Annotated in this window: 11 protein-coding genes; 1 reads left to right on the forward strand and 10 read right to left on the reverse strand. The window is 69.5% G+C overall.

Going from position 1 to position 11,659, the window contains the following annotated elements; genetic code table 11:
• Positions 1–243: 243 nt before the first annotated feature.
• Positions 244–924, reverse strand: coding sequence for a peptide-methionine (S)-S-oxide reductase MsrA (msrA, locus tag IEZ07_RS21485; RefSeq protein WP_191896389.1), 681 nt, complete (start codon positions 922–924; stop codon positions 244–246).
• A 135-nt stretch (positions 925–1,059) separates the two neighbouring features.
• On the opposite strand from msrA, the gene rarD reads away from it, so the two are divergent.
• Positions 1,060–1,980 carry an EamA family transporter RarD gene (gene rarD / locus IEZ07_RS21490; protein WP_191896390.1) on the forward strand — a complete coding sequence of 307 codons (921 nt, stop codon included), beginning with the start codon at positions 1,060–1,062 and terminating at the stop codon, positions 1,978–1,980.
• Positions 1,981–2,056: 76 nt separating this feature from the next.
• Here rarD and IEZ07_RS21495 read toward each other — a convergent pair whose 3' ends face one another.
• The 9 genes from IEZ07_RS21495 to nuoH all read right to left on the reverse strand — a co-directional run bounded on the left by IEZ07_RS21495 (position 2,057) and on the right by nuoH (position 11,646).
• The gene (locus IEZ07_RS21495; RefSeq protein WP_191896391.1) at positions 2,057–2,476 is read right to left on the reverse strand and encodes a MarR family winged helix-turn-helix transcriptional regulator; all 420 of its coding nucleotides are present in this window, start codon (positions 2,474–2,476) and stop codon (positions 2,057–2,059) included.
• Positions 2,477–2,586: 110 nt separating this feature from the next.
• A complete protein-coding gene (locus tag IEZ07_RS21500; RefSeq protein WP_191896392.1) occupies positions 2,587–3,582 on the reverse strand; it encodes a polyprenyl synthetase family protein in 996 nt (331 codons plus the stop codon).
• Positions 3,583–3,597: 15 nt separating this feature from the next.
• On the reverse strand, positions 3,598–5,154 hold the full coding sequence (nuoN, locus tag IEZ07_RS21505; RefSeq protein ID WP_068898220.1) for an NADH-quinone oxidoreductase subunit NuoN: 1,557 nt from the start codon (positions 5,152–5,154) through the stop codon (positions 3,598–3,600).
• Positions 5,151–6,704 (reverse strand): NADH-quinone oxidoreductase subunit M, encoded by a 1,554-nt coding sequence (locus IEZ07_RS21510; RefSeq protein ID WP_191896393.1) that lies wholly within the window; start codon positions 6,702–6,704, stop codon positions 5,151–5,153. The genes nuoN and IEZ07_RS21510 overlap by 4 nt, the downstream gene beginning before the upstream one ends.
• A complete protein-coding gene (nuoL, locus tag IEZ07_RS21515; protein ID WP_191896536.1) occupies positions 6,704–8,554 on the reverse strand; it encodes an NADH-quinone oxidoreductase subunit L in 1,851 nt (616 codons plus the stop codon). Before nuoL ends, IEZ07_RS21510 begins: the two co-directional genes overlap by 1 nt.
• Positions 8,555–8,624: 70 nt before the next feature.
• Positions 8,625–8,921, reverse strand: a complete 297-nt coding sequence (nuoK, locus tag IEZ07_RS21520) for an NADH-quinone oxidoreductase subunit NuoK (RefSeq protein WP_068898216.1) — start codon at positions 8,919–8,921, stop codon at positions 8,625–8,627.
• Positions 8,918–9,754, reverse strand: a complete 837-nt coding sequence (locus tag IEZ07_RS21525) for an NADH-quinone oxidoreductase subunit J (RefSeq protein ID WP_191896394.1) — start codon at positions 9,752–9,754, stop codon at positions 8,918–8,920. Before IEZ07_RS21525 ends, nuoK begins: the two co-directional genes overlap by 4 nt.
• Positions 9,747–10,262 carry an NADH-quinone oxidoreductase subunit NuoI gene (gene nuoI / locus IEZ07_RS21530; RefSeq protein WP_084008490.1) on the reverse strand — a complete coding sequence of 172 codons (516 nt, stop codon included), beginning with the start codon at positions 10,260–10,262 and terminating at the stop codon, positions 9,747–9,749. Before nuoI ends, IEZ07_RS21525 begins: the two co-directional genes overlap by 8 nt.
• Positions 10,249–11,646 (reverse strand): NADH-quinone oxidoreductase subunit NuoH, encoded by a 1,398-nt coding sequence (gene nuoH / locus IEZ07_RS21535; protein WP_191896395.1) that lies wholly within the window; start codon positions 11,644–11,646, stop codon positions 10,249–10,251. The genes nuoI and nuoH overlap by 14 nt, the downstream gene beginning before the upstream one ends.
• Between the last annotated feature and the right edge of the window lie 13 nt (positions 11,647–11,659).

An 11,659-nucleotide genomic window follows, 5' to 3' on the forward strand; every position in this document is an offset into this window, starting at 1 on the left:
TGATCCACTCTGCCACCCCGCGGACGCTACCAGCACAAACCCCTACCTAAACGGCATTGGGTTCAGAGGCGCGGGCGGCGCGGGCCGGGACCGGCTCCCAGGCTGCACGCCCGGCCCGCTGGCCACCCGGCGCGCCGCGAGTCGCCACAGGGGGCTCGCCTCGCCCCTGTAGTGAAGGTTCTCGCCGAAAACGGCTCTGGCCCTCGATCGGCACCGGGCTAGCCGGGCGACCAAGGGCCAGGATCAGTCAGCTACCGCAGGTCGGACCTCACCGGAGGTCAGGCCCACCGGGCACGCGACCCCGGTGCCGCCGATGCCGCAGTAGCCGCCGGGATTCTTGAAAAGGTACTGCTGGTGATATTCCTCCGCGAAGTAGTACTCACCGGCCGGGGCGATCTCCGTGGTGATCGGGCCGTGGCCGGCCTCGGTGAGGACCTTCTGGTAGGCGTCGCGGGAGGCGAGGGCGGACTTCTCCTGCTCCGGGGAGTGGAAGTAGACCGCCGAGCGGTACTGCGTGCCGACGTCGTTGCCCTGGCGCATGCCCTGGGTGGGGTCGTGGTTCTCCCAGAAGACCCGCAGCAGCTCCTCGTACGACACCTCGGCCGGGTCGAAGACGACCCGGACCACCTCGGTGTGGCCGGTGAGCCCGCTGCAGACCTCCTCGTAGGTCGGGTTGGGGGTGTGGCCGCCCGCGTAGCCGACCGAGGTGGACACGACGCCGGGCGTCTGCCAGAACTTGCGCTCGGCCCCCCAGAAGCAGCCGAGGCCGAAGTCGGCGATCTCGACGTCGCCGGGGTACGGCGGGGCCAGCGGGGCGTCGAGGACCATGTGCCGCGCGGGCACCGGCATGCGCTCGTCCCGTCCGGGAAGCGCGTTCTCCGGGGACACCATGGAAGTCTTCTCCCTGCCGAAGAGCCAGCCCATCGGAACCTCCTCCTGTCGCCTTACTCGCTCTGCTCAACCCCGCCCGGCCATCCGGTGTTCCCATAAGTGATGCTTAACGATCGGATCAGAATCACTAATTTGTGTTAAATAAGGTAAGCAGCCAAAATGAGTGACATGCCTGAATCACGCCGCGGAGTCCTGTACGGCATCGCCGCCTACAGCATGTGGGGCCTGTTCCCGCTCTACTGGCCGCTGCTCAAGCCCTCCAGCGCCCTGGAGATCCTGGCCCACCGCATGGCGTGGTCGCTCGTCGCGGTCGTCGCCATCCTCGCGGTGCGGCGGCACTGGTCATGGATCCGGGAGATCGCCCGCACCCCCCGCAAGATCGGCCTCCTGGCCCTCGCCGCACTGATCATCACGGTCAACTGGGGCGTCTACATCTACGCGGTAAACACCGGGCACGTCGTCGAGAGCGCCCTGGGCTACTTCATCAACCCGCTGGTCAGCGTGCTCTTCGGCGTATTCCTGCTCAAGGAGCGGCTGCGCCCGCTGCAGTGGGCCGCGGTCGGGCTCGGCGCCGCGGCCGTCGTCGTGCTCACCCTGGACTACGGCCGACTGCCGTGGATCGCGATGGTCCTGGCCGCCAGCTTCGGCACCTATGGCCTGGTCAAGAAGACCGCCCAGGTCGGCGCGGCGGAGAGCATGGCGGTCGAGACGCTCGTCCTGCTGCTGCCCGCCCTGGGCTACCTGGGCTATCTCACGCAGCAGGGCACCGGCACCTTCGGGAGCGCGGGCGCGGGGCACGCGCTGCTGCTCGCCGGGGCGGGCGTGATCACCGCCGTCCCGCTCATCTGCTTCTCCGCGGCCGCGATCCGCGTCCCGCTCACCACGATCGGCCTGCTGCAGTACATCGCGCCGGTCCTGCAGTTCCTCTGCGGCGTGTTCGTCGCCCACGAGGTGATGCCGCCGAGCCGCTGGGCCGGGTTCGCCATCGTCTGGCTGGCCCTGTCTGTCTTCACCTACGACAGCCTCCGCACCGCCCGCGCCGCCCAGGCGGCCCGCCGCGCCGAGCGGCTGGAACCCGCCGCCGCCTGATCCGGCCGCCCCGGCCCCGCGCAGCCGCCATCTGATCCGGCCGCCCCGGCCTCGCACGCCCGCCGTACGGCCCGCCCTAACGCCCCGGTACGGCCTTGATGCCCCGGACGGCGGCCACCAGCGGCTGCAGTTCCGGGTCGGTGCCGGCGCGGTCCAGGGCGGTCTCCAGGGAGCGCTCGTAGGTGGGCGAGGCCTCGCCCAGCCGGGCCCGCCCCTCACCGGTGATCACCGAGTAGACGCCGCGGCGGTCGGCCGCGCACAGGTCGCGGCGGGTCAGCCCCGCCTCCTCCAGCCGGGCGATGAGGCGGGTCACCGAGCTCTGGTTCAGCCCGACCGCCTCGGCCAGCTCCTGCATCCGCAGCTCGCCGTCCGGAGCGGCGGCGAGCCGCTTGAGCGCGCGGTACTCCGACAGGCCCAGGCCGTGGCCGCGCTGGAGCGCCTTGGCCAGTTCGGTCTCCACGCGCGCGTACAGCAGGGCGAAACGGTCCCACGTCATTGTGAGCCCTCCTTACCTCTGAGCACCTGGCAGCGAGCCTACCTGCTCATGCAACAGATGCACACGCAAGGAAATGCCGCCGAACAGAGCCGGACGGGGCCGGCCGGATATCAGCCGGAGCGCTCGACGACGTAGTCGCAGAGGGCGAGGTAGGCGGCGCGGGCCGGGATGTCGGGCAGGCCCGCCAGGTCCGCGCGGGCGCGGTCGGCCCAGGCGACCAGCTCGGCGCGGGCCCGGTCCATGGCCGGGTTGGCCCGCAGCAGCGCCAGGGTCTCCTCGACGTCGTCCTCGGCCACCGGTCCGGACAGCAGCTCCCGCAGCCGGGCGTCGGCGGGGTCGCCGCCGGACAGGACGTAGAGCACCGGGAGCGTCCGGATGCCCTCGCGCAGGTCGGTGCCGGGCGTCTTGCCGGACTCGGTGGACTCGGAGGCGACGTCCAGCAGGTCGTCGCTGAGCTGCCAGGCGACGCCGATGGCCTCGCAGGCGCTCGCCAGGCGCTCGACCACGTCGGGCGAGGCGCCGCTCAGCAGGGCGCCGAAGCGGCCGGAGGTGGCGATCAGCGAGCCGGTCTTGTCGGCCAGCACCTCGATGTAGTGCCGGACCGGGTCGTCCCCGTCGCGGGGGCCGATGGTCTCGCGGATCTGGCCGCGGACCAGCCGGGAGAAGGTCTGGGCCTGGATGCGGATGATGTCCGGGCCGAGGTCGGCGAGGATCTCCGAGGCCTGGGCGAACAGGTAGTCGCCGGTCAGGATGGCCACGGTGTTGTTCCACCGGGCGTTGGCCGACTCCGAGCCCCGGCGGACCGGGGCCTCGTCCATGACGTCGTCGTGGTAGAGCGTGGCCAGGTGGGTCAGCTCGATGACCACGGCCCCGGAGATCACCTCGGGGGCGGCCGGTGTGCCGAACTGCGCGGCGAGGAGCACGAGCATGGCCCGGAACCGCTTGCCGCCGGCCTCGATGAGGTGCCTGGACGCCTCCGTGACGAAGGCGTCCTCGCTCTCCACCGAGGACCGCAGCAGCTTCTCCACCTCGGCCAGGCCCGCGGCCAGGTCCTGCGCCAGCCGCTCGTCGGCGAGCGGGAGATCGACAACCGGTGGCGCAGCCATGGGTTCCTACACTTCCTAGCGAATGAACAGGGCCGAAGCCGCCTCGCCGGCCAGGTCCAGGACCGGCTGCGGGAAGACTCCGAGGACTACGGTAGCCGCTGCCGCGAGGGCGACCACAGCCGAGGTGCCGATGGTGGGCGTCGCGATGGTCGGCCCGTCGGCCGCCGGCTCGCTGAAGAACATCAGCACGATCACGCGGACGTAGAAGAACGCCGCGATGGCCGAGGTCACCACGCCCACGACGACCAGGGGCAGCGCGTCACCCGCGACCGCGGCGGAGAACACCGCGTACTTCCCGAAGAACCCGCTGGTCAGCGGGATGCCGGCGAAGGCCAGCAGGAAGAACGCGAAGATGCCCGCCAGGATCGGGGCCCGCTTGCCGAGGCCGGCCCACCGGGACAGGTGCCCGGCCTCGCCGCCCGCGTCGCGGACCATCGTCACCACGGCGAAGGCGCCGACCGTGGTGAAGCCGTACGCCGCCAGGTAGAACAGGATCGCCGAGAGCGCGCCCTGGTTCTGCTCGAAGGCGCCCGTCGCGATCACGCCGGTCAGGATGAAGCCCGAGTGCGCGATCGACGAGTAGGCCAGCATGCGCTTGATGTCGGTCTGGGTGATGGCCAGGATCGCACCGACGACCATGGTCAGGATCGCGACGCCCCACATCACCGGGCGCCAGTCCCAGTCCAGGTTGCCCAGGGCGACCCAGAAGACCCGCAGCAGCGCGCCGAAGGCCGACACCAGGACGGTGGAGGCCATCAGGGCGGTGACCGCGGTGGGCGCGCCCTGGTAGACGTCGGGCTTCCAGGCCTGGAACGGCGCCGCGCCGAGCTTGAAGAGCAGGCCGACGCCGAGCATCGCGGTGCCGGCCAGCAGCAGCGTGTTCTGGCCGCTGACCGTGCCCAGCGCGGCGCTGATGGCCTTCAGGTCGAGCGAACCGGCGTAGCCGTACATCAGGGCCATGCCGTACAGGAAGAAGGCCGAGGAGAACGCGCCGAGCAGGAAGTACTTGACCGAGGCCTCCTGCGAGAGCAGGCGGCGCCGGCGGGCCAGGCCGCAGAGCAGGTACAGCGGCAGGGAGAGCACTTCCAGGGCGACGAACATGATCAGCAGATCGTTGGAGGCCGGGAAGAGCATCATGCCGCCGACGGAGAACAGCAGCAGCGGGTAGACCTCGGTCTGGGCGTACCCGCTGCGGACCGCCTCCTCCTCGTCGGCGCTGCCCGGTACGGCCGCGGCCTGCGCGACGAACTGGTCCTCGTCGTTGATGAGGAGCGTGCTGACGATCGCCAGGACCAGGATGAGGCCCCAGATGAACAGGGCGGGCCCGTCCACCGCGACCGCGCCCATGGCGGACGGCGTGGTCGGCACGCCCTCCCTGACCACCTGGAGGACCGTCATCAGGAAGGCCCCCGCCAGCGCCAGCAGCGTCAGCGGCACGTGGACCGACTTGCGCAGGTAGCGCGGGAAGAACGCCTCGACCAGCACGCCGACGATCGCCGCGCCGAAGACGATCAGCATCGGCGCGAGCAGGGCGTATTCGATCGTCGGCGCCGGAATGGTGGTGCCGTTCACTGGCCGGCCCCCTTCTTCTCAGCGGCGGTGGAGGCCGGCTGCTTGTCCAGCACCTGGGCGCTGTCCAGCGTCTTGTCCACCGCGGGGTTGATCACGTCGAGCACCGGCTTGGGGAAGAAGCCGAGCGCGATGATCGCCGCGATCAGCGGGGCCACCACCCACTTCTCCCGGCCGTTGAGGTCGGTGAAGCCCTTGACCGAGTCGGCCGTGGGCCCGTTCATCATGCGCTGGTACATCCACAGGATGTAGATGGCCGCCAGGATCACGCCGAGCGCGCCGATGATCGCCGGGACCGCGTAGCGCTCGTAGGTGCCGATGAGGACCATGAACTCGCTGACGAACGAGGACAGGCCCGGCAGGGCGAGACCGGACAGGCCGGCGATCAGGAAGGCGCCCGCGAGCAGCGGGGCGACCTTCTGCACGCCGCCGTAGTCGGCGATCTGGGCAGAGCCGCGGCGGTGGATCAGGAACCCGGCGATCAGGAACAGCGCGCCGGTGGAGAAGCCGTGGTTGACCATGTAGAGCGTGGCGCCGGCCTGCGCGTTCTGCGTCATCGCGAAGACGCCCAGCGCGATGAAGCCGAAGTGCGAGATCGAGGTGTAGGCGATCAGGCGCTTCATGTCGGTCTGGCCGATGGCCACGATGGCGCCGTAGATGATGCCGACCACCGAGAGCACGATCACCAGCGGGGTGAAGAACTTCGACGCGTCGGGGAACAGCTCCAGGCAGAAGCGGAGCATGCCGTACGTGCCGACCTTGTCCAGCACGCCGACCAGCAGCACGGCCGCGCCGGCCGGGGCCTGCGCGGCGGCGTCGGGCAGCCAGGTGTGGAACGGCCAGAGCGGCGCCTTGACCGCGAACGCGATGAAGAAGCCGGCGAACAGCCACTTCTGCGTGGTCGGGTCCTGGACGACGCCGATCAGCTCGGGGAACATGAAGGTGTTCTTCTCGGCGACCACGTACAGCGCGATCACCGCGACCAGCATGAGCAGGCCGCCGAAGAGCGAGTAGAGCAGGAACTTCACGGCCGCGTAGGACCGCTGCACCCCGCCGTACGACCCGATCATGAAGTACATCGGGATCAGCATGGCCTCGAAGAACACGTAGAACAGGAAGATGTCGGTCGCCGCGAAGACGCCGATCATCATCGCCTCCAGCACCAGCAGCAGCGCGAAGTAGGTCTTCGCGGAGCGCTTGGGCGCCGGGGCGTCGTCCCTGCCGTCGGGCGCGGGCCCGTCGGTGTCGTGCCAGGAGGCCAGGATCACGATCGGCACGAGGACCGCCGACAGCGCGATCAGCACCAGGGCGATGCCGTCCACGCCGAGGCCGTAGTTCACCCCGAAGGCCGGGATCCAGCTGTGGGTCTCGGTGAACTGGAAGCGCTGCCCGTTCGGGCTGAACTGGACCGCCATCGCGACGGTCAGGCCGAGCACCACCAGCGAGACCAGCAGCGCGAGCTGCTTGGCGGGCTTGTGGCTGCCCTTGGGGAGGCACGCCACCCCGACCGCGCCCAGTACGGGCACGGCCATCAGTATCGAGAGCCAGGGCATCACATGTTCCCTACGTAGAGCAGCGCTCCGACGACCACTGCGGCACCGAAGAAGATGGACAACGCGTACGAGCGGACGTAACCGGTCTGCACGCGGCGCAGCCGCCCGGAGGTCCCGCCGATGCCCGCGGCCAGGCCGTTGACCAGGCCGTCGATGCCCCGGTTGTCGAAGAACACCGACAGGCGGGTCAGCCACTGGCCGGGCCGCATGAACAGCGACTCGTTGAGGGCGTCGCCGTACAGGTCGCGGCGGGCGAAGGTGGTGAGGAAGGAGCCGCGCGGGGCGGTGACGGGCACCTCGGCGGCGCCGTACCGCATCCACGCGAAGGCGGCGCCGGCCGCGACCAGCGCGAGCGTGGCCAGGGCCGCGGGGCCGACCCCGAAGACGTGCGGCTCGGGCATCTCCGCCGGCGTGCCGACGGCCGGGGCGAGGAAGGTCGCGAACCGGTTGCCCAGGACCAGGAAGGCGCCCAGGCCGATCGAGCCGATCGACAGGATGATCAGCGGCACGGTCATCACCGCGGGCGACTCGTGCGGGTGCGCGTCGTCGGCCCAGCGCTTCTTGCCGAAGAAGGTCATGAAGACCATCCGCGACATGTAGAAGCCGGTCAGTCCGGCGCCCAGCACGGCGAGCCAGCCGAGGACCGGGTTGTGGTGCATCGCCGTCTCGATGATGCCCTCCTTGGTGTAGTAACCGGAGAGCAGCGGGAAGCCGATGATGGCCAGGTAGCCGATGACGAACGTGACCGCGGTGACCTTCATGACCGGGAACAGCGCGCCGTAGCGGCGCATGTCGACCTCGTCGTTCATGGCGTGCATCACGGAGCCGGCGCCGAGGAACATGTTGGCCTTGAAGAAGCCGTGCGTGATCAGGTGGCCGATCGCGAAGGCGTAGCCGGCCGGGCCGAGGCCCGCGCCGAGCATCATGTAGCCGATCTGCGACATCGTCGAACCGGCCAGGCCCTTCTTGATGTCGTCCTTCGCGCAACCGATGATCGCACCGGCGAGCAGCGTGGCGACGCCGACGATGGTGACGACCAGCTGCGCGGTCGGGGCGGCCTCGAAGAAGGCGCCGGAGCGCACGACGAGGTAGACGCCGGCGGTGACCATGGTCGCGGCGTGGATGAGGGCCGAGACCGGGGTCGGGCCCTCCATCGCGTCCAGCAGCCAGGCCTGCAGCGGCAGCTGGGCCGACTTTCCGCAGGCGCCGACGAGCAGCAGCAGGCCGATCGCGGTCAGCGTGCCCTCGGAGGCCTGGGTGGCCACGTCGGCGCCGAGGTCGCGGAAGGCCAGCGAGCCGAAGGTCGTCCAGATCGTGAAGATGCCGATCAGCAGGCCGAAGTCGCCGACGCGGTTGATGACGAAGGCCTTCTTGGCCGCGGTGGCCGCGCTGGGCTTGAACTGCCAGAAGCCGATCAGCAGGTAGGAGGCCAGGCCCACGCCCTCCCAGCCGACGAACAGGCCGAGGTAGTTGTCCGACAGCACCAGCAGGAGCATGGCGGCGACGAACAGGTTCAGGTAGGCGAAGAAGCGGCGGCGGTCGTGGTCGTGCGACATGTAGCCGATCGAGTAGATGTGGATCAGCGATCCCACACCGGTGATCAGCAGCGCGAAGCTGATCGACAGCGGGTCGATCAGCACGCCCAGGTCCGCCATGCCGGGGATGAACTCGAACAGCTCGATGCCGCGGCGGCGCTCGCCCGGGTTCAGGGCGAGCAGCTGGACGAAGGAGGCGACGGCCACCGCGAAGGCGCCCAGCGACATCGCGACGCCGAGGAGGTGGCCCCACCGGTCGGTACGGCGTCCGCCCAGCAGGAGGATCGCGGCGCCGAGCAGCGGCAGCGCGATCATCAGCCAGGAGTAGCCGATCGCCCCACCGGTGTGCTGGACGATCTCAACAGGAGATTCCACCGGCCACCTCTTAGTACTTCAGCAGGTTGGCGTCGTCCACGGACGCCGACCTGCGGGTTCGGAAGATCATCACAATGATGGCGAGGCCGATCACGACCTCCGCCGCGGCCACCACCATCACGAAGAACGCGATGAGCTGGCCGTCCAGGTTGCCGTGCTGCCGGGCGAAGGTGACGAACGCCAGGTTGCAGGCGTTGAGCATGAGCTCCACGCACATGAACACCACGATCGCGTTGCGCCGCAGCAGCACGCCGACGGCCCCGATCGCGAACAGCAGCGCGGAGAGCACCAGGTAGTGGGTGGTCACTGGCCGTCCTCCTTGATGACCGCGTCCTTGGCCTGGATCGGCTGCTCGGCCTCGACGCCGTGCTCCCGCTCCTCGGCCTCGCCCTTGGCCAGGGCCTCCCTGATCATGGCGGCCTTCTCCGGGTCGGTCGGCGTGAAGTCGTCTTCCAGCTCGTGCCGGGCGAGGACCCGGTTGATCGACTTGGCCGAGACCGAGCCGTCCGGCAGCAGGGCCGGCATGTCGATGGCGTTGTGCAGGGCGTAGGTGCCCGGGCCGGGCAGCGGCGAGGGCTGCGGGCCGGAGAAGCGGGCGCGGGCCAGGTCGCGCTGGGTGGCCTTGGGCCGGACCCGCTCGCGGTGGGCCAGCACCATCGCGCCGAGCGCCGCGGTGATCAGCAGCGCCGAGGTGACCTCGAAGGCGAAGACGTGCCTGGTGAAGATCATCTCTGCCAGGGCGGGGATGTTGCCGCCCTTGGCCTGCGTCACCTGGCCGACGCCCACCGCCGGGGTGAACACCACGTTGCCGATCGCGAGGGCCAGCAGCGCGGCGAAGCCCAGGCCCGCGACGATCGCCCAGAAGCGCTGGCCCCTGATCGTCTCCACCAGGGAGTCGGAGGAGTCCACGCCGACGAGCATCAGCACGAACAGGAAGAGCATCATGACCGCGCCGGTGTAGACGATGATCTGCACCGCGGCGAGGAAGGGCGCGTCCTGGACGGCGTAGAGCACGGCCAGCGAGAGCATGACCACGCCCAGCATGAGCGCCGAGTAGACCGCCTTGCGGCTGAAGACGAGCCCGAGCGCGGCGGCCACGGAAACGACCGCCAGCACCCAGAACGTGATGGTCTCACCCATTGGTACGTCCCAGCCGGTAGTAGTCCTCTTCGGTCTCGCCGAGGCGCATGGCGTGGGGCGGGGCCTCCATGCCGGGGCCGAGCGGCGCCAGGAGCATCTCCTTGGTGTAGATGAGCCCCTCGCGCGTCGAGTCGGCGAGCTCGTACTCGTTGGTCATCGTCAGGGCGCGCGTCGGGCACGCCTCGATGCACAGACCGCAGAGGATGCACCGCAGGTAGTTGATCTGGTAAGTGCGCCCGTAGCGCTCCCCCGGGGAGAAGCGCTCGGACTCGGTGTTGTCGGCACCCTCCACGAAGATCGCGTCGGCCGGGCACGCCCAGGCGCACAGCTCGCAGCCGACGCACTTCTCCAGGCCGTCGGGCCAGCGGTTGAGCTGGTGCCGGCCGTGGAAGCGCGGAGCCGTGGGCCGCTTCTCCTCGGGGTAGTTGACCGTCTCAACCTTCTTGAACATCGTGTGGAAGGTCACGCCGAACCCCTTGATGGGGTTCAGCCAATCAGTTGCTCCCACTGGGAACCTCCGCAGTCTTGTCAGCGCGTGTCTCCAGCGCGGCCGCTGCCCCGTGGTAGTGCGGCAGGTCGAGCGGCGGTACGGGGAACCCGCCGGCGTGCGGGTCCTCCTGGAGCTGCCGGTACTCCGCCTCGACCTGGGCCGCCCTGGCCTCCTTGCGCTTCTGCAGGACGTTGTCGAAGCGCAGCCAGATGGCGAAGCCGCCGACGACCACGACCGAGGCGATGATCATGACGACGGTCCGGTCGGTGCCCTGCAGCTGCATGGCGCGGACGGTGGCGACCAGCATGATCCAGCCGAGGTTGATCGGGATGAGGACCTTCCAGCCCAGCGCCATCAGCTGGTCGTAGCGGACCCGCGGCAGCGAGGCGCGGCACCAGATGAAGAAGGCGAACAGCAGCACCATCTTCAGGAAGAACCAGAGCAGCGGCCACCAGCCGGTGTTGGCCTCCGGCCAGAACGTGCTGATCGGGAACGGGGCCCGCCAGCCGCCCATGAACAGGGTGATCGACACGGCCGAGACCACGAAGACGTTGACGTACTCGGCGAGCATGATGACGGCGAACTTCAGCGAGTTGGAGTACTCGGTCTGGAAGCCGCCGACCAGCTCGCCCTCGCCCTCGGGCAGGTCGAAGGGGACCCGGTTGGTCTCGCCCAGCATGGTGACGATGTAGATCAGGAAGGACGGGATGAGCAGGATCATGTACCACGAGGGCATCGGGATCGACAGCCCGCCCAGCGTGACCGTGTTGCCCTCCGCCTGCGCGGCGACGATCTCCGAGGTGGAGAGCGTGCCCGCGTAGAGGAAGACGCCGACGAACGACAGGCCCATCGCGATCTCGTAGGAGACCACCTGGGCGCTGGCCCGCAGGCCGCCCAGCATCGCGTACGGCGAGCGGGAGCCCCACCCGGCGAGCACGATGCCGTAGACGCCGATGGAGGCCATGGCCAGCACCAGCAGCACCGCGACCGGCAGGTCGGTCAGCTGCAGCGGGGTGACCGTGCCGAAGATCGAGACCTTCGGGCCCATCGGGATGACCGAGAAGGCGATGAAGGCCGGGGTGGCCAGCACGACCGGGGCGATGAAGTAGATCACCTTGTCCACGGTGCGCGGCATCAGGTCTTCCTTCAGACCCATCTTCAGGCCGTCGGCCACCGACTGGAGCAGGCCGAACTTGCCCGCCCGGTTGGGGCCGTACCGGTTCTGCATGCGGGAGATGAGCTTGCGCTCGAACCACACGCCGAACAGCACGCCCAGCATCAGGACGACGAAGATGACCGCGCCCTTGAGGATCATGATCCCGACCGGGTCCTTGCCGAAGTCGGCGAGGCCCGGCATGTTCGGGTCGGCAGCCGGTGCCGCGAGAAGAAGAGATGTGTTCACAGGTAGCTCACCG

This window comes from Planomonospora parontospora (assembly GCA_014647935.1).
Classification (GTDB): Bacteria; Actinomycetota; Actinomycetes; order Streptosporangiales; family Streptosporangiaceae; genus Planomonospora; species Planomonospora parontospora.

Bases quoted from the DNA above. Each gene is read 5' to 3' on its own strand.
- nuoL (WP_191896536.1), bottom strand. From the start codon at position 8,554: ATGATCGCGCTGCCGCTGCTCGGCGCCGCGATCCTCCTGCTGGGCGGA.
- IEZ07_RS21510 (WP_191896393.1), bottom strand. From the start codon at position 6,704: ATGCCCTGGCTCTCGATACTGATGGCCGTGCCCGTACTGGGCGCGGTC.
- msrA (WP_191896389.1), bottom strand. From the start codon at position 924: ATGGGCTGGCTCTTCGGCAGGGAGAAGACTTCCATGGTGTCCCCGGAG.
- IEZ07_RS21495 (WP_191896391.1), bottom strand. From the start codon at position 2,476: ATGACGTGGGACCGTTTCGCCCTGCTGTACGCGCGCGTGGAGACCGAA.
- IEZ07_RS21500 (WP_191896392.1), bottom strand. From the start codon at position 3,582: ATGGCTGCGCCACCGGTTGTCGATCTCCCGCTCGCCGACGAGCGGCTG.
- IEZ07_RS21525 (WP_191896394.1), bottom strand. From the start codon at position 9,754: ATGGGTGAGACCATCACGTTCTGGGTGCTGGCGGTCGTTTCCGTGGCC.
- rarD (WP_191896390.1), top strand. From the start codon at position 1,060: ATGCCTGAATCACGCCGCGGAGTCCTGTACGGCATCGCCGCCTACAGC.